Here is a 20,484-nt window from a genome sequence, read left to right on the forward strand (position 1 = left end):
CGGGTGTCTTCAGATAAATTACCGACGCAATACACGGTTCCTTAAGAAGGCGAAAGTCCATTTCAACGACCATCTGGTTTTTGTATAGACCTAAAACATCTCGCATTTCACATTCTTTCGGGCTGACATTGGTGATGAGGACAAAACATTCCTCAGAATGCTGAAATTTAGTCATAGCTGCGACAGCTTCCCCAGTTACCTGAATCCGAAGCGACCACTGACTAATAATCTGAGGTTTTTTCGGGTTCTTGCCCGGGTTGCCGCGCGGGCGTTTCTCTTGTGTGGTTTCGACGAACGACACATCATAGAGGTAGAGGCTTTTCTTGTGTGACTTGCAGAATCGCTTCCATTCTTCTTGAGCATCCGCCTCGCAGACAAACACCTTCTTATTAGTGTCTGGCAAGGACAATTACTTGGAGTGATAATGAATCTTGCTCTATGTATGGTTGGTGGAGTATTGGGGGTGAAGTTATTAAGTTCATATGGACGAGATAAATTAATTCCCAAGGGTTTATTCTTTGGAATTACATACGGGTCAATTATCTCAGCTACTCTTAGTGCATTTCCGACTAACAACTCTAGAATTTAGTAAAACCTGTGTTTCACTCCAACCTTCAAGTCGTTTACCTAAATCTTGCTCCAACCTTTTCTTTAGCACTTCACCAGTACTACCAACTTTAGGCCTTAAGTCTAGAGTCACTAATAATAGTCTTTTAACAACTTTGATTACCTCCACAGCTAACGTAACTTAAAAGGCATTGTATTTTCGTTTCAATTTGTTTGCCGATCATGCTGTACCCTCATCCAATCAGGATGAGGGTTTAAACCTTTTAAATACGTCTTCCCTCACTTTGTTATGGCTCAATAACCGATGGCCCTACTAGATTCTCTTGACTCATAGTAGGTGACTTTCTTTCCTAAGTGTTATTGAGATTGCCGGACCTCACTAAAAATATTAGCATCCTATAAAGAAAATAAGCCTAACCAAGGTGAACACTCACCCAGTCGGCTTACTTTCTACTCTATTCAAGCAGTGTAACTTTTCACTTTTGGTATTGGCAAAAGGTCTATTTTTGGCGCACGTGATCGTTTATTTTTTCTTAGACCTCTAGTTTTGCTCAGCAAAAGTCTCTTTAACGAAAAAGGTTCCTGTACCCTTGGCGATGATCTTACCTTTTTCATCCTCCAAACTTGCTTCAGTAAAACAAGCAGTTTTTCCTGCCCTAATGACCTGCCCTACAGCAATAATCTTATCGCCTACTTTTCCGGCCGTTAGGTAGGAGACGTTGATGTTGCAGGATACAACTATGCTCCCCTTTGTAAAACAAGCCATTCCCATACATACATCGACCAGAGTCGCAGTTGCGCCACCGTGTAATGTTCCTGCCATGTTGGAATTATGTTCTTCTACAACCATTTCGGCAATCAATTTGCCAGGTCCCATGGCCACGATTTTAATACCCGTTAAATGTGCATAACTGTTATCCTGGTATAACTCCAAGATTTTATTAAAAATGGCCGGATCTAAACCCAGGTTTTCTGTCTTTAAATCGATTTCCTTTTGCGAAATACTCATTTTTTCCCCTCGCTTAATTTACTCCCAAGAAACTTGGACTCATTATAACCCATCAACTTTTTGAGGGATACTAAGTATCTTTCTCTACCGTGAGAGGACTACTAAAGCACCCAGATTGTTCCACTCTAACATTTCTACATTTTCCGTTCATATCCTTCTCGATATTGCAAAATTATTCTAAAATAAAAGATAAACTAAAATCGTCGGGTATATATATTTTTACCTTCTCATTTCTTTTTACCGCAAAGGCTGTAATGAGCTGTACTATATGTTTCAGACCATCCACATGAATCATTGCACCAAATCGATATGTGAAATAAGCCGCATGCCTTTTCAGAGTGTATTTCTATTGTGACAACTAACCGTTCACCTAAACCAGTAGAAATCTTTAAGGCTAGTTTCTGTTCTAGACCAAGCTCAACACAACCCATTTTTTATCAACATAACAGCATAATGCATGATTTTAAGTATTTTGAGCCTAGATTTGCGTATCTGTGACGCATTCCTAGAACTTTTCTTAGACTGCATCTCCTGATTCTCCCCTTCCGACTCACAGTTTACTCCCCTCCTTCCTCCACCCTCATCCGTCTCTTCAACTCAAAAACAAAATGCGCAGTGAGAATTTCTATCTTCTCAACCAACGCATTAAATAATTTTCGTCGAATTCTTAGCCCAAAATATACTTAAAATGAAGTAACACAAACTTGTATCGTTTTTGGAAAATTTCCGTGGAGGTTTCCTTTATTTATATCTTCTAACGATGGGGTGCAAATGACGAAGAGAGAACTGATGGAGAACTAACAAAATTTATTCAAATAAAAATCAATTGGTTCTTGCGAATAAACTTAATTTTTGAGTAAGTCAGAAGCTAGAATTTAATTCTGGGTATGTCCGCTTCCTTTAGATTATCTTCCCATGTCCAAAAATGAGCCTCCCCGTTGCCCACCCGGAAAAGAATAAAGTTTGGATCATCTGCCGTATTTATACCGAGGGCTTTTAGAAAAGGTCTTTCGTCTAAGGCTTTATTCTTTATTATAATATCCTCAACAAACTCTACGCGGCCTGTTATCCGTAAATGCTTTATGGGTTGCAATGTTACAAAACAAAGTTCTACATTGGAATTAGCTAGCAGTTGAGAGTACAAATTCTTAGAACTGGCAGTCGTAAAATAGATTCCATCTTCTTTTACCCACAATGGAACCATTCCTCTCCCCCTAGGTTGATCTCCATCGATAGTACACAAGGTACAGGTTGCCTGACTCTCGTTGATAAATCTAATACAATCTCCAAAATCCATTTCTATAGCTCCTTTTGACTTTTGCATATTATATCAAAATTTTACATGAAGGTCTTTGCTAATTTTGCTAATTATTTTATGTACTTGCTATTGTATTTATCTTATAAAGTCGGTTGGAGCTATCCCAACCTTTTTTAAAAAGGTTCTACTAAAATGGCTGAGGTTGTTAAAACCGCTTTCAAGACAAATTTCGGTTACTGACTCTTAACCGGAAGCAGGCAATTACTTTTAAGATGTCGAAGTAGATAGACTCCTACCTGGATGGCTATGGCTTTGATCACCAACATATCACGTCGGCCGCTCTGCGGGTCGCAGCTAAAAGCCACCCCGGATGCCTGGGCTTTTACCATCTCCATAATCACAACCGCTGGCAGCAATTCGAGGTCGTTTATGTTCTTCTTGCGACGATAGGCCACAGCCCGGGGTGTCCATAGGGATGCATTGCAGCCTTTGATCGCATCCATTATGTTGTCCAGCCCGTTCTGTCATAATAAGATATATCTGACAATAGTTACACAATAGGCTGAATATTCTGGCCAGGATTGACAGTTGGTAAATCCTAGCGTACGATAAAAAATAAACTGCAGAAGGGGGGGATCCTGGTTCTCTGCAGTAAGAATCTACAAAACATTATATTAAGAATACTGCTAGAGAAATCCAGGTTATGTAAGTGAGAAATTTAGACGTTGTATTTAATCCGGCTAGCTTAGCTGTTGTTGGAGCAAGCCCTGATTCAGGTAGGATTGGTTATAATATATTGCAAAGTATCCTCGAGGGAGGCTTTCAGGGCAAAGTATATCCAATCAATAGTAAATACGAGCAAATCATGGGATTAACTTGTTATTCTGGATTAGCAGAGTTGCCCACTGTGCCGGAGTTGGTAGTGCTAGCGGTCAATCAATATGTGACTGTTGAACTTGTAGAATTATGTGCCCGCATAGGTGTTAAAGGTGTTATCTGCTCGGCCGGTGGTTTTAAAGAGATGGGCTCGGAGGGACATGCTTTAGAAAAACGTTTAATAACTGTGGCCAAGAATGCGGGAATTGCCTTGGTCGGCCCCAACACTTTAGGTTTGATTAATACAGCCTCCCCCCTTTATGCTACCTTTTATCCTATGACCTTAAACAAGGGATCTGTATCTGTGATTAGTCAAAGTGGAGGAATTGGACTATCCTTATTGGCTGAAATGCAGGATGAAGGGGTTGGGGTTGCTAAGTGGTGTGGGGTTGGCAACCGAGGAATTCTAGAATATGCTGACTATTTGAATTACTTGGCGGAAGATCCAGAAACCAAAGTTATTGGTATTTTTATAGAGGGTACGGATAAGGGAAGAGAATTTATTGAAGGGGCTAACGCTGTTGCCCGCAGTAAACCTGTGGTTATCTTCAAAGCTGGGCGTGGAGAGGCGGCTGGGCAGGCGGCACGAACTCATACAGGTACTTTGGCAGGATCCTATCGACTTTACCAAGATATTTTTGCTCAACACAGTTTATTAACCGTAGATAGCATCGAGGAAATGGTCCATATGCTGAAGGCCCTTTCTGTAGTTCCCAATAGAGTAGGCGGAGGCTCGATAGAGACGATAAATGGAGTTGGACTAATTACCCATACTGCTGGGCCGGCTATCGTTGTGGCTGATATCCTTGAAGCGGTTGGGTGTAAGCTGCCGGAATTGACTGCGGCTACGTTGCGAAGAATTGAAGAGACTATCGGTCCTAATCCACCTGTAATTCTGCGTAATCCCCTTGATTTAGCAGGCTCCGGGTTCGACGCACTTATTTATGGCCAGTGTATGGCGGCCTTAGCTGCTGACTCGGGTGTAGATGCCTTGCTGGCTATTTTCTGTCACCATCGCAATTGGGCTTTCCCAACATTAGAATTGATTAAAGTTCAAGCTGAATGCCAGAAACCAGTAATTGCATGCTATATTGGAGAAAGCCAAGCAGTTGTAAAGGAACGTCCCCTTCTACAACAAGCGGGAATCCCTCTCTACCACTCCATTGCGGCAGCTGCAAAAGGCTTAGTTGCTCTTAAATTCTATGGCTGGAGGGAAAAGCGATGATCGAAAATTCGTCGTTATTGAGTTGGTCTGAAGCTCAAAAATTGCTGGGGTCATATGGTATTAACCTGAGCGGTGAGGCAGTTGTAGAAGATGATGTGTGCAAAGTAGCTGCTAAATATGCTTTTCCTCTTGTACTTAAGGGATATGCTACTTTTAATTCTCATAAGAAAGAACAAGGGCTTGTTCGCTTTGACATAAATAATGAGAAAGAACTTACTAGGGTTTACACAGAGTTAGATGTCCAGATGAAAGGTTGGTCGGGTCAAAACGAAATAGTTTTACAGCCTACAGCCTCTTCTGGAATCGAATTAGTAGTCGGGGCACGCCGTGACCCAACCTTTGGGGCTGTCTTGATGTTTGGTTTGGGAGGCACCTTGGTCGAAGTATTGAATGAAGTTGTGTTTGCTTTAGCACCTTTAGACCTTCAGGCAGCATTGGCTATGTTAGAACGCTGGCCACTTCGCCAACTTTTGGATGGATACAGGGGTTGGCCCACCGTTGATCGCCAAGAATTAGCAACGCTTCTTATTAAACTGGGTCATTTGATAAGCGAACATTTGGAAATTCAAGAGATCGATCTTAACCCGGTTATTGTAGGACATAAGGGTTTGATATTAGTTGATGGACGAGTGACGGTAAACCAGCACATTTCACTTGGAACAATCAAATAAATAGATTCCTTCTTCTTTTGAAACCCTAAAGGTAATCCTTCTGATCAAGAAGCTATAAAAAATCACAGACAAAATGAAAAATATGGTATATTTATACTGTAATTAGTTTCGTCTTATTTAAATCTAGTTCTCAATTTAGGTTGGTCCTAATTCAATTCTAAAGTGACAGCTCACACAGCCCTCTTGTCTAATTAAAGACAGGAGGGCTGTTGGCAATTGCATTATCCCAATACCGAATTCGTCGCCTACAGCACTCTAATTGCCCCCAACTGACTTTTCGAATTCCTTTTCGCGGCATAAATTAGATAGAAACAAATCAAGCCAACTACGATTAGTTTATAACACTACAGCGTAATTTGATTTTATCCAGTAAGGTTCTTTAATTTCTTCAAACGATGGGATTTATATGCAATATAATTGCGACGAAGATGATAATTAATCAGCTTTAAGGCCTTCTTTATCATTTTTTCATCACCTGACAAGGCTGCAACAACAAGCAATAGGGACATGGGAAGAGTTAAGATGGGACTTTTTTTTTATCCGTGATAAGCGATCTGATCTCAAGTAGAAAGGCACTGGCTATAAACACCAGGAGCATATGGCGATGCCATGCTCTCCAAGACCTGAATTCGTAATGATCCATGCCTAATTCATCTATGGCCTCATGGAAGCACTGTTCAATAGGCCAGCGCATTAACGATGCTTTGCACAGTTCAGTCTCTGGAGTGTCTTCTGGCGCATTACTGACAGAAAACCTAGTTTCCCCATTTTCTAAACGGCGAATAAATAACCAGCATGATTTTATCGGGACTTCACCCGTTTCTTTCGCAAAGGCTCTAAAGATTCGAAGAACTTTGATCTCCGAATAGATCGGTCCTTTTGATCCTTCTCCAAGATACATTCTTCGCCAGGGTATCGTATCATCCTCAGCGATCTTGGACACAGATTCTGCTGGAATGGTCGCTGTCATTTTCTTAGGGTGTGGACCCTTTCCTTTATAGGCGGGCACTTCAAATGTGGGTTGAACGCGCCATGCCAGTGATTCCTTATGGATATCAGCAAAATACCAATAGTTATCCGAGACCGCCTCAATAAATTCCTTGCTGTTTCCATAAAGACAGTCCATACCAATCCATTTCGCCTTAAATAAACCGGATTGTTCGATTTCATGAATCAAATCCAGCGCAATTTGTGGTTTGGTCTTGAAAGTTAGGTCCTCGGGCACAGCGCAGTCAATCCTGAGCTGTTTATGCTCTTCGTCAAACCATTTTTCGGGCATGAACAGCCGTGCTGAAATCAAACCATAGCCTTTAGGGCCGGAATAGCCGACGAAAACACCCACCTGACTGTTGGCTACTTTTCCGACACTACCACAATACTGAGGTGCCACACCCACCGAATGATCACCTTTTTTAGGCATGCCACTTTCGTCGAGGGTAATCATTCCTTCATCGTCTGAAAGGCGCTCAGAAAGACCCTGTTGATGAATGGTTGCGGCTCCTTCATCATCCCATCTAGATTTTTTCATGAAATTCTGTAAATTACGGGGACCTCGTGGATCGTCTATATATTCCAAAGCGATGGGTTCAACCGACTTCCTTTCCAAATGGCTCAATAATCCCTTGACATACACACTCGCATGGAATGTTTGCTCGGAACGTCGAAAACAGCCCAGAAAACGATCCAAGAAAGTTTGAAGCATGTCGGGTAACTGATCGACAAGACCCCGTACATTAGCCTCTTCTAAAAGTCCCTCATGCCATGTATTCTTTTGCAGTTGCATAGTGATCCTCTCCGAATGTTTATTTTCTTTGAGGACCCGGAGGGGCTTTCCTGTACATCCCATCAATTGTTTGAAGTTTTTCTTCAGAGTATAGACAAACACTCCCTTTTTGTTTCCATGATACTGATAGGTGACTCCAACTTTTCCAAACCCGCTGGTTTCGCCGACATAGTGCCAGTTAGACGCTTTATAGCAAGTTCCTTTGTATTGGTCTCGATCTACAAAGGTTTCTAATAGATAGGGTTCCGTCCCGTAAAGGATCGGCCAATCGTGTTTTAAACGCTTAATCGACAAAGCAATGATATGTGATGCCAGGTTTTTAACGTGCACCCACGGTAAGATCAAAAAGCGATTATTATTCAAGACATGCGGTAAATACTGTTTGCGTTCTTCTTCACTCCAGCCAATAAAGGTATCGCGCATGCCAAGTTTATAAGAAGCTTGCGTGTAACTAATAGCAGCAATAGGACGTTCCTTAAACCACACAAGATACTTTACTCGTGGACCAATTATGCTGTTAAAACCGAGATAATGATACGATTTCACAAGCTGGTTCCAGAGAACTTCCAGTTCTGTGCGACTGACAAGTTCAATTTTCAGTGCAGATTTTATCTCAAGTATTTCTTCTACAAAGGGGGTATCATCAACAGAAGAAATAACATTTTCTAGTTTCATACTAACGAATCCTTTCAGTTTTGAGGACAGAGAGATCCCTTGTATATGTTACACTGTCATCCTCCGAGTCCTCATCACTAATTTAACACAGAAGATTCGTTTTGTCTAGCATTTTTTATGTTACGCTGTAGTAATAATAATGCAACGCATTATTGCCGACAAAGTAATCTGCTATTGGATTCCCTTCTACTGCCCCATGGCTTATTTCGAGCATGGTAGTAATGTCATCTATGACGTTTAATATGCAGAAAAGTAATAGTAGTTTATATACTCTCTTCAGAGGATTACCCCCCTACTGCTTGCAACTATAATAATTTTTCCAGATTCTCGATTTGGGCCTTAAGCTTCACTAATTCAGCTTTGAGTTCTACATTTTTGCTACCAGCACTCCCAGCCATTTCTTCCTGGTCCTTAGCTTCCGCCGCAGCAATTTCGGAAATAGCATTCACGACAATGCCAACCACTACATTTACGACAATAAAGGCTGATATGACTATAAAGGGAACAAAATATAGAAATGCATAAGGGAATACTTCCATGACAGGACGTGAAATTCCCATTGACCAGCTTTCAAGTGTCATCACCTGAAACAAGGTGTACATGCTTCTACCCAATGTGCCAAACCATTTATTGAAATCCGCGCCAAACATATTTGTGCCGATTATAGCAAAGATATAGTACAAAATAAACAAAAGGAGCGAAACCCATCCCATACTTGGAAGCGTCTCTATGATTGCTACTATAATGATGCGCAGCCTTTTTACACTCGTAGCAATACGCAATATACGTAGTGCCCGGATAGTTACTTGCCACTTACCTTTATTCCCATGCAGAATATCCATTAGACAAAGACAAGTATATTAGTAATTGACCGCGAAACATGGCGAAATAGTGAATACGGACAAAAAACACCCTTACACGATAATTGTGCAAGGGTGAGAGCGATTCATAGATTTAGCAGACATTTTACCCTGCTTAGACCAACTATAATAGTACCGGAGATGAATAGTGGTTTTTCATGCTTGTTGCTGCAAGGCGTTTCCCGGCTTAGTAATAAATCCCCTAGATCTAACATCCGGCAGAGTAAAAGCAAGTATTATGCCTAGGACGGGAAGCAGGCTGATAATGTCCATGGTAAAAGGCATCCCTACATGATCAGCAATTGCTCCAAGTATCGTTACTCCGATAGAGCCCATACCAATACCAAAACCGAGCATCAGCCCCGAAGCTAACCCGATGTTATGAGGTAAAAGCCTTTGTCCGAAAACCACTGTGGTGGAAAAAGTTGAGATTAGTGACGCACCGATAATAAAAGATAAAACGGGAATCCAAGTGCCGTTCAAGTGCAAAAACGGGTAGATCGTGATTAGGGAAATGATCATCGAAGCCAATAAACCGTTCCGCCCGCCAAAACGGTCGGCAAATGGCCCGCCTAAAATCGTACCTACTACTCCGGCAAGTAAAAATATACTCACTAGATATACAGGCTCAGCAATACCTTTAAAACTGGGAAAATAAAAGGGAATGAAATAAACTAGGCCGGATTGTATCCATGATCTTATGGTTACGTACAGTATCAATAATATTAAGCTCCCAACCCTATTGACGCTACTGACAGTTTGTTCTTGATCTTTTTTTTGCATGTGTGATTTTCTTGCTAGAATTTTCTTAAATCTGGGCAATAAAAACAAGAAGATTACAGCAGCCAGTGCACCAGGAATCATTACACTCTGAATTGAGTCCAAGCCTGCAAAGCTCAATACAAACATCGCAAGTATAGGGCCAAGGCCAAAGCCGAGATTCCCTCCTACTGAAAAAACCGCCATCGAAGACCCAGCTTTGGTGTCCTCGCTTGCAAAATGGGCCATTTTAGACCCTTCCGGGTGGTATCCCGCCACTCCGATACCGCTCAACAGCACCGCAAGCAACAATAATCCGTAAGAGTTGACTATTCCAATTAGTGCCAAACCAAAACCAGAAAGGAAAAGCCCTAGAGGCATTAACCAAGGCATGCTGTAACGGTCACTTAACACACCGAAAACCGGCTGGATAATGGCCGAGCTGAAGGTAAATGCCAAAGTAATGGTACCGACTTGAAAGTAGCTGAGATGAAAGCTTTGAGCAAGTAAGGGCATCAATATAGGAAGGACCCCCTGAACCAAATCTACAATTAGATGACCAAAACTCAAGATCCATAAATACGGGCTGATCAATTTCTAAGCCTCATTTCTATCGCCTTTGCTGAACATTTTCTATCCCTTGGTTAGAATTTTAGATAATCATCGTGGAAACATCACTGCGATGTTGAGACAATTGGGATATGCTGGTTGTACTACAGATTATGGCTCATTTCTTTTCGAATCGAAAAAATGTATTATGACACTGCTCTTTTTAGAGCAGTGTTTCTATCTTTCTTCATAACTTTGAACCATTACAAACCAGCTTCCCATATTGACTCATTCGTTACCTTTTTCCTAGACACCACCTCTAAGACCCCAAAAACTTCATACCCATGTTTCTCATAAAAACCTTTGCCTTGAAAATCAAAGGTGTCTACATGCGCTAAATAGCACCCTTGTTCCTTTGCAGCTCTTTCTACCTCTCTTAATAGTTGAGAGCCACACCCTTTTTTCCGGTATTCTTCTTTAACCCAAAACAGCTCTATATATAAACACTTCCATCCATAAAGATAACATTTTAGTCCTCCAATGATATTACCTTGCTTATCTTTTATCGTTTTATTTAGACCTGACACATCATCCAACCAATTATTGTCTGAATTACTCTTACAGTGGTTTTTCGAATCCCCTGATAATCTACTTCTAAATACTTTCCACATCTTCCCTACATTTCCTCCCTGATCATAAATAATCCATGAATAAACAAAAAAGCCAGACCGTCATGTTGTTCATTTTACATGTGCTCATCGGCTCCCTTTTGGCCGAGTGCATTCCTTAATAGAAAAAATTACCAAAGACATTGGTAACATTTACATATCACAATATTACTCCTAAACTCCCAAACAAACACCATAGTAAATCGTCCTAAACGCGAGAAAAAACTATTATAGATCTCATCTCCTCTATTAAATACGTAAAGAAGTTTTATTTGTAAAAAGGAGTAATTTACTTAATGTTAGCTGAGTTTAAAATTATTAATGACCCCTTACGTCCTAGTATTTGTACTAATCTTTGTTCAGTTTGTTACCGAAATAATAAAAATGAAAGTAAAAGAATAGGTTGCTGTTCTTATGAACCGGAATTTTGTCTTTTCGATTTAGTATTTTTATATCTTCATTACCCTGATATTTATGAGTTAACATTGAAAAAAGGCCAGATAATTAAGGGATATAACGGAATTATGATAAAAATGAAAGCTGGTTTGAACCATTGTCCCTTCGCAAGTGACTTGGGATGTGTCTTACCAAGGGATGCCATAACGCCTCTGTGCCGGTTATTTATATGCCGGGAAGCGGCTATCTTTGGGCCAGCCATCATTGAAGAAAAATTTGATGAATACTTTTTAAGCAGGGAATATGACTTAAATAATTTTTTAAATAGTAAACTGATATATGACAAGGGTTTTAATAAGTCAAGACTACACAACTTTATAGCTGAATTTTCCGGAACCGTAAACACCATGATTTCAGGAATCAATAGAATTAACCCGCCGACAGAAACTTTCAATAGAGTAATAAATATAGAGGATTTCGGATTACTCCAACGGCGAGCTAAAGTGGTAAAAAAAGCAGGACAGCCAAAGCTGTCCTGTGAGATGTTGATTAATTAATTATGACTAGGATTTGTATTTTCATTAGTTGGAACATCCAGCTTTTCCGCAATTACTTTTGACTTCGGTGTTATTATTCCTGGTTTAGGAGTATTTCCTAGTGGTAAGAAATTTGTATTGTTGCCTTTGCCTAAGGTTGCCATCTTTTAATCTCCTTTACATTAAACTAAAATTAGTTTCTGCAAAAGGCTGAATTCTAAAACGTTAATTTATGCCATTAAAGCGAGATTGAAATGTTTCGTTCGCCAACTTTGATAATTGGTTAAAAAAAGCGACTCTGATGAGCCGCTTAGTGATAATTTATCTATCATCCCGACGATTGTTGTCATCACCATTTCTACCGTTATCTTTTGTACGATCTGTCTGTTTGTTCCGGTCATCTTTATTATTTTCATCCGTCCGGTTAGTTGGTGTCGTTTGTTCTTTAATTGGATTAACCTTCGCCTGATTTTCCTGGCTTTGATTCTCAAATTTTTGTTTCATTTCCGACTTTGGTTTGGACTGCTTGGCTACATTTTTATCCCCATCTCGTTGGTCTTGCTCAAGGTCATCAAGGTGAACCTTTCCTTTTTGAATGAGAGATTTCTTAAATTCTTCCAAAGCAACTTTGGTTTGCTTTTCTAAACTTTCATGATCCACTACCGGTAGTGTTGCTGGCGTCGTCTCATCTGCTACCTTAGCTTCTTCCTTTTCCAGCTTATTGACTGCCTTCTCCATGGAGCGTACGACATTAAGCGCTAATTTTTGAGCAGCTTGTGGAGGAAGCTTATCTATTAAATTACTAAGAACTACAACGTTGTTTGAGTTAACATTATTGAGGGCTGTACTAAGGGTTATAGCTGCTTCAGATGTAGGATCTTCAACTTGCTCAAGGAAGGCCTGCGCCTTGGCGATCTTATCTGTATACTGGTTTAAATAGATCTCGGCGTTTTCTGAGTCACCGTTCATCATCATTTTCTGGGCTTTCGCCAACTTTGCTAGTGCGTGCTGTTCATTTAGCTCGCATTTACGTACTGGGTCAAAAGTCAGAGCAAGCTGGAGTTTTGCGATTAAATCAGTGAACCAGGTAGCCGGTGCAACTATTTCGCCATTATCGTCGACAACTGGTGTCAGTGCATCTTTTGCTGTTGCAATTGCTACTGTTTGGTTTGTTACTCTAAGTTCCAAAGCTGTTTTTGCATCCCCATCAGCTACTGCCTCTACCGCTGTATCCGCTGCTTCTTTAAGTCCTTCAGCTGTAGCTACTTCTTCTAATGTAGTAATTGGCGCAGCCTCATAGGCTGTTACTGCTGCTTCTGCCTGAAGTGCTGTTTTAGCTGTTGTAATTGCTGCTGTTTGGTTTGTTACCCTAAGTGCGAAAGCTGTTTTTACATCCGATTCGACGACTACTTCTACCGCTGTATCCGCTGCTGCTTTTAGACCCTCAGCTATAGCTACTTGATCTAACGTAGTTATTGGCGCAGCTTCATAGGCTGCTACTGCTACTTCTGCCTGAAGCGTAGTTTTTTCTATTAAAATTGTTGCTGTTTGGTTTGTTACTCTAAGTTCCAAAGCTGTTTTTACAGCCACATCGACTACTGCTTCTATTGCTGTATCCGCTGCTTCTTTTAGACCCTCAGCTATAGCTACTTGATCTAATGTAGTGATTGGCGCAACTTCATAGGCTGCTACTGCAGTTTCTGCTGCCGCTGTTTCCGAAGTAACTTCATATGTCACCATTGTAGTTTGATCCGCGGTAACTGTGTCTGCCATAGTCATTGCTGCACTAAATGGGAATGCCAAAAGCACAATTGTTACGGCAACTGTGAGTCTTTTCTTAATTGATTTCATTTTTTAACCTCTTTCTTTTTATAATTGTTAGGTAAATATAAGGCCTGTTTATTACATAGCAGGCGCTTTTGGGCTTGTGCCTCTTACATAATATCTTTACGATACCTAGAAGTCTTTTGAGGGGGTTTAACAGATTTGTAGCCTAAAGAGAACCTGTAAGAATCTAATTCTCTTTGATTTTTTAGGCTAATATCATTGCCTCTTGCTAAATAATTGAAGGTGAGCGTAGGACTTGTAAGTAACTTATTCATCTTTTTACAATAAAAGGCATCGAACCTACGTCCGATGCAACTTGTACTTTATGGGTGAATGATAAGTCGACTACTTCATCTTCTCTAACCGCTCATATAAATCCGTGCGCCTGCCCCGCTCCCATGAACTATAAATCTTTTCCGAGAGCTCCGGGGTCAGTGGAAGGGAATTCAAACTATTCTCTTGATAAAGCCGATTAATCTCTTGCGAGCAACTTTCGCATAGATAACTCTCTCCACCCCAAGCAAAATAACTGCGCATTTTTTGATAGATATCCTCAAATTTATCCACCGTGATATTGCCAAAGGAGATATTTAGAAACTCACAGGGCTGTAAATCACCCTTGGCATTGATATAGAATCTGTCGGTACCCCCGGCTGTACAGCCAAAAACTGACTTGTCTTCTTCAATAATTTGGGCCGAGATGGCTGGATATTCTATAAACTCTGCTTGTAAATTGTATTGGTTTACTCTCTCTTTGATATGTTCAATGTCCTGCTCACTGAATTCGATATCTTCTTTTTCCAGCCACCCTCCCGCAGGTTTGGGCTTAATAATCTGGATCAGACAAGCCTTGGAGTCCTTGGCCACCTCCATAATTTGTTCAAAAGTACCGTTATAAAAGTCATCTCGCATCAGGCAGGCATTAAAAGCAACTGCCAAATCTGCATCATGGCACATCTTAACCCCGGTCTCCATCGTCTCCCAAGCAGACTCTTTACCCATAAAGCCATTAAAAGTATTGGCATCAGGGCTGTGTAGAGAAAACATAATAGCGGTTACATCTAACTCTTTAAGTTCTACAAGCTTCTCCTTAGTCATTCCAGCACCGGTAGAATTTATCCAAATCTCCGATCTGAAATCTATCGCCTCGCAAATCTGCTTCAAGCGCTCATAAGCAAAAAAGGGTTCTCCACCCTCAATATTGAAGAAGGCAATCCCCATCTCCTGCAGCTTCCTGACAATCCCGATCAGAGTATCAATCTTGACATCCTTGCCTCTATCAAGTTTCTGATAACAATGCTTGCAATGATAAGGACATGCCGATGTAATTGATACTAAGACCGTGGTACAGGGCATTTTTTCCTCAAATTGACTGAATTTCTGGCAGGCAGTTTCAAAGGCTGGAGATGGAAAACCAGGGATATACAGTCCTAACCGAGTCTTATCATTAATTTCAACTAATTTATTATGTTCCATCTTGGATACAAAAAGTAAAAGCCTTTTTAATAAAAGAATAAACCTCTTAAAGGAAAGCTCCCCTTTCCAGAGCGCGGGAAGAAAATGAAAAAAAATGCTTACTTTTAACCTTAAGATAAAGACTACTTTTCCGAAGCCTGTTAGATTGCTTACTGTTATCACGGGTCCCCCCCCCTTTCAAGACTGCCTGATCAAATCATTCCTTGCTGTTTATACCATAAAACCGTTCTTTTGATCCCTTCCTCTAGGCAAAAGGAATTGTTGAACCCGAGGATTTGCTTCGCCTTCTCAATTGAGAACTCAATATTGTCATAGAACATGTTTACTCTCCCTCGCGTCAAGAGCGGAGGAGTCGAAGATTTAAAGAGAGTGAATAGAAGTTCCATGAGGAATGCGGCGGGATAGATCAAAGCCTTGGGAAGGCTGCGGGGCTTTTTTAGTCCCGCTTCAGAACAGAATAGTCCATAAATTCGATTCATAGTTTCAGGTTGTTCATTACCGACTAGAATACTGTGTCTGCCCGTCAGTTGTTTTGTATAGGCCAGAAAGTAAGCCCTGGCCAAGTCTCCGGCATAGATGACATGGAATTTATTTTGGTTTGCTCCCGGGACAAAGGGAACTCCTGCCTTCGCAGTCTTGAGGTATTCATAAAACCCTGTGTTCAGTTCCCTCTCACCATAGACCCAGACAGGCTCTAATATCGTCAGGTTCAGGTCATGTCTTGCGGCAAAGGCCAAGGCCTCTTTCTTAGCCAAGGCTTTAGTATCACGATAGTAATTTAACTTACAGGGAAAAAAACTATCTGCGAAGTATTGGTAATGAGAATTATAAGGGGCTTCTTCATGCTTAACGTCAAAGCAGTTTTCTTCTCCATAAACGGAATTAGACCCTGTTAAGAGGATGTTTTTTATCCCAGCCTGAACACAGGCAGTTAAGACATTGATGGTACCAACTACATTTGTCTGATGGAATTCCTCATAATCCCCCCAGTCGGCTACTTTAGCGGCATTATGAATGACCCAATCATAGCCGCTGAAAGCGCTGGTCAATTCCTCAATATTCTTGATATCCCCGGTCTTTAACTCTACCGCTAAACCCTCAAGATTGGAAAGGCTACTGCCTCTTCTAATCAGGCAACCAACCTTGATCTCCTTTTCGCAAAACGCCCTCGTAAGGTGACTACCGATAAATCCTGTCGCACCTGTGATCATGACGCTAGATTTATTCATTTTCCTGATACCGTTTGAAAAGAATTAAGGCATTATGCCCACCAAAGCCATAGGACGCGGATAGTGCATATTCAATGGGGGTCGTAAGTGTTTCTAAGGGGAGATTCAAATTATCTATAGGTTCAGTCGTTAAGTTGCCATGAATTTTGGATTCCTTTATAGATAGAGCTATTACAGCCGCCTCGAGGGCTCCACTGGCTCCGATGCTGTGCCCGAGTACTCCTTTGGTAGAATTAATATACGGCTGGTTGCTTTTATCCCCAAAGATCCTTTGGATCACTTTGGCCTCAATGTCGTCATTAGTCGTTGTTCCTGTACCATGGGCATTCAGATAGTCAACTTTTACCCCCTTGCCAATCTTTTCAAAAAGACTGGCAATATTGTCCCCGCTGGGATCCATCTGGACAATGCTGTAGGTATCGCTGCCTGCTTCATACCCTACAATCTCGGCATAAATATCTGCCCCTCTGCTTCGAGCTTGATCTAGCTCTTCTAAGACGAGGACACAACCTGCCCCTTCATTAAATAGAAATCCACTTCTTTGTTGAGAGAAGGGTTGGGGGCTTCCGTCCTCAGCTCTAGTAAGCGTGGAGAGCATGTCAAAGCCTCTCATAATTGCCCCATTCTTTTCTGCTAGGGCCTCGACCCCGCCCGTGAGGATCACATCACATCTGCCTTCCGAAATTGTTCTGTAAGCCTCACCAAGAGCATAACTCCCTGAAGCACAGGAAGCATTGAGAGTATAACTGAACCCTTTTAACCCGAAGAGGATGGATATCCAGGCCGCAGGGGAATTCGTCATCAGCATCGGAATAACCATTCTGTTGAACCTGAGTTTGTTTGACTTTTCCGGATCAGCCATATGAGCTATATAAGAGTCGAAGGCAGTCTGGAGACTGCTCATGCCAATACCGATAATGGTGCCACAGTTTTCCAGACCCTCTACTTGCCGATATTTTTCTCCGTCACTTATCTGAAATCCAGCATCCTCCAAGGCCAGCTTCGTGCATAATACTGAGAGTCTGGCAGCCTCTTCCATCATCCCTTCCACCGATTTATGGAATCCTAAATCGGTTAGAGAAAACTTTGGCTTGGGAACAAAATAGCGGGATTTGAACGTGTAATTCTGTTCGTAGCTTCTCGGGATCTCGGCTAAGCATGTCTTTAGACCGAAAATGCCAGCTGAGAAATCTTGTTTGCCAATTCCGATAGACGTAGCCGGACCAATCCCAGTTATAACTACTCTTCGTTTCACTTAAACGCCTCCTATCTCGAAAATCGAGGTTCGAGGCACGAAGTGCGAGTACAAGTTAAACTTTCGGCCTCTAAGACATTCTAACCTTATTCTAATTATCTGGTATACCTCTGTAGCAGCATTAGGGCTTAGTCAGAAAATCTACGACATTGCGCAAATAGTCTTTAGGATCTGCGTAGTCCCTCGCTCGCAAAGCGTAAGTACTTAAATCAATCTCTCGTTCTCTCTCCCAGAGAGATTTAATGCCCTGTTCTTTTACCTCTCCAAGTTTATGGAACGTCAACTTCTGTTGCTGTGCTTCCCAAATAAACTCTTCTTCGACCTCTCTTGTTAGGGTGAACAGCAATTCGTACTCCCCACATTCCCCTAAGAAAAGCATTTCCTTAGGGAGGTTAAGAGTCTTTGCTAAGAGTAAGCCGCTTTTTACATATGGTAGGCTGCCAACGACAAAGCCCGTTCTGCTCATTTCCGAAATTGTCCCTAAGGCATTAAAGACTCCTTGCTCGTGTCTATACAGCAGCGGCTATATCGCTTAATAACCTCGGCCTCTTTGCTTCTCAACCGAAAAAAGTTTTTCCATCGACCTGTTAAATGTTTAACTAATAAGTTTTGCTCATATAACTTGAGCGCCGCTTCCACGTTTCCTCTGCCAATTGGGCCGGTAAGATAAATTCCGTCCCCAACTTCTCCCCTACTCCTTAACATGGCTTGACCTTCTAGATCCCCTAAGACAGAACCGGTGTATCTCCAAGTGTTAGAGATTCCGAAATCTCCACCGATAAAAGTTGCCCCCACTTCTTTTAGGACCTGGGCAATTCCAAGCGATAGCTTTTCGACATAGCCCTTCGTCCACGAGTCTCGGATAACCATGCTATGGGCATAAAACTTAGGTCTGCCCCCCGAGGCTAGAATATCACTAATACTGCCTAGAGCCATATTCCAACCCAGCGTATATGGGTCATCCTCTCGCAATAAGTCTTCTTCCGAAAATTCGTCGATATTATAAAGAAGCCCTATACCGTGAAAAGCGACGATTTCAGAGTCTGATTCAAAGAGATTATTAACTTGGCTGGAACTCCTGGGCATATGCTTATTAATAACTTCAATTATTTCTCTTTCTCTATTCATCCTCAACCTTCTTACTTAACTTTGGATTCGACGTAAATCTCCGTTAGCAACCTTAGAGAATAACTTAATTTAGAAATTTCTTTTTGAAAATCATACTAAACTAATACACTCTACAACTCAATTAACTCAATTTATATCAATCTAGCTCAATTTATATCAATCTAGCTCAATATAGCTCTCATTTAACTCATATCTGATCTGCCTGACTAATTACGTCTAAGGGGTCCTGAGCCGGCTCAATCACACAAGGCAAAAACCCTTTAGGATCACCGTCAAACTCTAATTCATTGTTCCTACTGCTTCCGTATACTTTGATTTGCTGAGTGTATTCCAAGGACCTTGTATTGTTATTGGCAAACCCTTTCCCACTATATAAGCTTCTAATAACGCCAACCCAATTAGCGAGCCCGATATTTTTAATGGTTAGGGTATAAAATCGAGGGTCTCTCAAGGTTAACTCGTTTTTCACCTTAATCCCGGAAACTATATAGGTCGTTTTGACTTCCAGACTGAATGGAATTAATAGGGGCCTGACTGGATACTACTTCGAATCCCCCCTCCAGCAGGCTTTCATAGATCTCTCCTTGATTAAAAACAAGTTTTTTCTTAATCCCATCAAATTCCGAATGAATAATATCTAGAACTGCCCCGATTCCTGCTAAGGCTACAGGCGTAAGGGCCGTAGAGTAAACTAGGTGGGAGCAGTAATATCTTAGATAGTTAATCAGCCTTTTTTCCCCGCTGATCATCCCTCCTGAATTAGCAATTGCCTTTCCCAAGGAGGCGGTATAAATCCCTTGGTATCCTTCAATCCCCTGTTCTTCGAGGATCCCATGGCCCGATTTCCCCAGCACTCCGATACCATGTGAATCATCAATCACAGGCATGGCCTGGTATTTCTCACACAATTGAACGATCTCTTTAAATGGCGCAATCCTGCCCACCGTGGAAAAAACTGATTCTGTCACAACAAAGACCTGCCTGTAGCCAGTCGAACGTTGCAAGATTCCTTCTAAATGCTCCAGGTTATTATGGAGAAAAGGCCTGATTTTACTGCCTGCTGATTTAATCCCTTGAATCAAGGACGAATGGGCTAATCGGTCAACAACAATCAGGTCCTGGGGGCCAGCAATGCAACTGAATAGTCCATTATTAGCCTGGTAACAGGAGGGTAGAATAATCGTCTCCTCCAGCCCAACAAAACGTGATAAATTCTCTTCCAGTCTTTGGTACAATTCGATATACCCTGTGGCGATGGGAGTGCCACAAAGGGATACTCCATATTTTTCTACAGCTTTCACTGCAGCTTGTTTCACCCTCAAGTCGCTAGCTAGGCCCAGATAGTTGTTGGATGCCAAGTCAATCATCTGATGTCCGTTGACAGAAATCTTCCCTTCCAGACCGGAGTTCATGGTCAGGTAATAAGGGTTATACCCCCTGACCTCAGCAAGGCTCTCATCCACGCTCAATCTGTGATAAAAATTTCTTAAATCCATAGTTTCTCCTTTAAACAATCTCTTGAAGTTTTCCAACAATATCTTTGATGGTAAGCACATCGGCAAAATCGTCTTCGGCGATAGTTATAGCAAATTCGTCTTCTAGAGCCGAAAGAATCATTAATTTATCCAAGGAATCTACCATTAAATCTTCAATCAAATGACTGTCCAAATTAATCTCGGGACGTTTATCTAAGACGCTCTGTATTATGAGAATAATTCTGTCTTCCAAATTTATAAT

General features: G+C 41.4%; 22 protein-coding genes and 2 pseudogenes. 4 read left to right on the forward strand and 20 right to left on the reverse strand.

Annotated features, from left to right (window positions below):
- The 5 genes and pseudogenes from JL57_RS32770 to JL57_RS32785 form a co-directional block, all read right to left on the reverse strand.
- Positions 1–403: pseudogene (locus tag JL57_RS32770) on the reverse strand (hypothetical protein); the annotation flags it as partial.
- A 705-nt stretch (positions 404–1,108) separates the two neighbouring features.
- Complete coding sequence (locus JL57_RS32775) at positions 1,109–1,576, reverse strand: PaaI family thioesterase (RefSeq protein WP_034146063.1); 468 nt, start codon at positions 1,574–1,576, stop codon at positions 1,109–1,111.
- A gap of 868 nt (positions 1,577–2,444) precedes the next feature.
- Positions 2,445–2,873, reverse strand: coding sequence for a pyridoxamine 5'-phosphate oxidase family protein (locus JL57_RS32780; RefSeq protein ID WP_034146064.1), 429 nt, complete (start codon positions 2,871–2,873; stop codon positions 2,445–2,447).
- 96 nt (positions 2,874–2,969) lie between these two features.
- Complete coding sequence (locus tag JL57_RS36765; protein WP_366557150.1) at positions 2,970–3,062, reverse strand: hypothetical protein; 93 nt, start codon at positions 3,060–3,062, stop codon at positions 2,970–2,972.
- A gap of 5 nt (positions 3,063–3,067) precedes the next feature.
- Positions 3,068–3,349 (reverse strand): PEP/pyruvate-binding domain-containing protein, encoded by a 282-nt coding sequence (locus JL57_RS32785; protein ID WP_366557152.1) that lies wholly within the window; start codon positions 3,347–3,349, stop codon positions 3,068–3,070.
- Positions 3,350–3,543: 194 nt separating this feature from the next.
- Between JL57_RS32785 and JL57_RS32790 the strand changes: the two genes are divergently transcribed.
- Positions 3,544–4,935 (forward strand): acetate--CoA ligase family protein, encoded by a 1,392-nt coding sequence (locus JL57_RS32790; RefSeq protein WP_034146066.1) that lies wholly within the window; start codon positions 3,544–3,546, stop codon positions 4,933–4,935.
- Positions 4,932–5,606, forward strand: coding sequence for an acetate--CoA ligase family protein (locus JL57_RS32795; RefSeq protein WP_034146067.1), 675 nt, complete (start codon positions 4,932–4,934; stop codon positions 5,604–5,606). Before JL57_RS32790 ends, JL57_RS32795 begins: the two co-directional genes overlap by 4 nt.
- Before the next feature lie 517 nt (positions 5,607–6,123).
- On the opposite strand, the gene JL57_RS36120 is transcribed toward JL57_RS32795, so the two are convergent.
- The 4 genes from JL57_RS36120 to JL57_RS32810 form a co-directional block, all read right to left on the reverse strand.
- Entirely contained in the window at positions 6,124–8,064 is a 1,941-nt protein-coding gene (locus JL57_RS36120; protein ID WP_291300865.1) for an IS701 family transposase, read from the reverse strand.
- Between the two features lie 115 nt (positions 8,065–8,179).
- Positions 8,180–8,344, reverse strand: a complete 165-nt coding sequence (locus JL57_RS36770; protein ID WP_366557153.1) for a DUF5658 family protein — start codon at positions 8,342–8,344, stop codon at positions 8,180–8,182.
- Between the two features lie 25 nt (positions 8,345–8,369).
- Complete coding sequence (locus JL57_RS32805) at positions 8,370–8,906, reverse strand: ion transporter (RefSeq protein WP_291300866.1); 537 nt, start codon at positions 8,904–8,906, stop codon at positions 8,370–8,372.
- Positions 8,907–9,080: 174 nt separating this feature from the next.
- Positions 9,081–10,277 (reverse strand): MFS transporter, encoded by a 1,197-nt coding sequence (locus JL57_RS32810; protein ID WP_034146068.1) that lies wholly within the window; start codon positions 10,275–10,277, stop codon positions 9,081–9,083.
- Between the two features lie 67 nt (positions 10,278–10,344).
- Between JL57_RS32810 and JL57_RS36125 the strand changes: the two are divergent.
- Positions 10,345–10,485: pseudogene (locus JL57_RS36125) on the forward strand (DinB family protein); the annotation flags it as partial.
- A gap of 10 nt (positions 10,486–10,495) precedes the next feature.
- On the opposite strand, the gene JL57_RS32815 reads toward JL57_RS36125, so the two are convergent.
- On the reverse strand, positions 10,496–10,903 hold the full coding sequence (locus JL57_RS32815) for a GNAT family N-acetyltransferase (RefSeq protein ID WP_291300867.1): 408 nt from the start codon (positions 10,901–10,903) through the stop codon (positions 10,496–10,498).
- Positions 10,904–11,196: 293 nt separating this feature from the next.
- Between JL57_RS32815 and JL57_RS32820 the strand changes: the two genes are divergently transcribed.
- The gene (locus tag JL57_RS32820) at positions 11,197–11,853 is read left to right on the forward strand and encodes a hypothetical protein (protein WP_291300868.1); all 657 of its coding nucleotides are present in this window, start codon (positions 11,197–11,199) and stop codon (positions 11,851–11,853) included.
- Here the strand turns inward: JL57_RS32820 and JL57_RS36130 are convergent.
- The 10 genes from JL57_RS36130 to JL57_RS32860 all read right to left on the reverse strand — a co-directional run bounded on the left by JL57_RS36130 (position 11,850) and on the right by JL57_RS32860 (position 20,481).
- Positions 11,850–11,996, reverse strand: coding sequence for a hypothetical protein (locus JL57_RS36130; RefSeq protein ID WP_291300869.1), 147 nt, complete (start codon positions 11,994–11,996; stop codon positions 11,850–11,852). The genes JL57_RS32820 and JL57_RS36130 overlap by 4 nt on opposite strands.
- A 157-nt stretch (positions 11,997–12,153) precedes the next feature.
- On the reverse strand, positions 12,154–13,683 hold the full coding sequence (locus JL57_RS36135; RefSeq protein ID WP_291300870.1) for a DUF5667 domain-containing protein: 1,530 nt from the start codon (positions 13,681–13,683) through the stop codon (positions 12,154–12,156).
- Positions 13,684–14,004: 321 nt separating this feature from the next.
- The gene (locus JL57_RS32830; RefSeq protein WP_034146069.1) at positions 14,005–15,297 is read right to left on the reverse strand and encodes a radical SAM protein; all 1,293 of its coding nucleotides are present in this window, start codon (positions 15,295–15,297) and stop codon (positions 14,005–14,007) included.
- Between the two features lie 29 nt (positions 15,298–15,326).
- Complete coding sequence (locus tag JL57_RS32835; RefSeq protein WP_034146070.1) at positions 15,327–16,364, reverse strand: NAD(P)-dependent oxidoreductase; 1,038 nt, start codon at positions 16,362–16,364, stop codon at positions 15,327–15,329.
- The gene (locus tag JL57_RS32840) at positions 16,357–17,619 is read right to left on the reverse strand and encodes a beta-ketoacyl synthase (protein ID WP_034146071.1); all 1,263 of its coding nucleotides are present in this window, start codon (positions 17,617–17,619) and stop codon (positions 16,357–16,359) included. The genes JL57_RS32835 and JL57_RS32840 overlap by 8 nt, the downstream gene beginning before the upstream one ends.
- Before the next feature lie 121 nt (positions 17,620–17,740).
- Positions 17,741–18,085, reverse strand: coding sequence for a hypothetical protein (locus JL57_RS36140; RefSeq protein ID WP_291300871.1), 345 nt, complete (start codon positions 18,083–18,085; stop codon positions 17,741–17,743).
- 14 nt (positions 18,086–18,099) lie between these two features.
- Positions 18,100–18,747, reverse strand: a complete 648-nt coding sequence (locus tag JL57_RS36145) for an AIR synthase related protein (RefSeq protein ID WP_291300872.1) — start codon at positions 18,745–18,747, stop codon at positions 18,100–18,102.
- A gap of 187 nt (positions 18,748–18,934) precedes the next feature.
- On the reverse strand, positions 18,935–19,216 hold the full coding sequence (locus tag JL57_RS32850; RefSeq protein WP_291300873.1) for a hypothetical protein: 282 nt from the start codon (positions 19,214–19,216) through the stop codon (positions 18,935–18,937).
- Between the two features lies 1 nt (position 19,217).
- Entirely contained in the window at positions 19,218–20,243 is a 1,026-nt protein-coding gene (locus tag JL57_RS32855) for a pyridoxal phosphate-dependent aminotransferase family protein (protein WP_291300874.1), read from the reverse strand.
- A gap of 10 nt (positions 20,244–20,253) precedes the next feature.
- On the reverse strand, positions 20,254–20,481 hold the full coding sequence (locus JL57_RS32860; RefSeq protein WP_034146089.1) for an acyl carrier protein: 228 nt from the start codon (positions 20,479–20,481) through the stop codon (positions 20,254–20,256).
- Between the last annotated feature and the right edge of the window lie 3 nt (positions 20,482–20,484).

The sequence above is a fragment of the Desulfosporosinus sp. BICA1-9 genome (assembly GCF_000802135.1).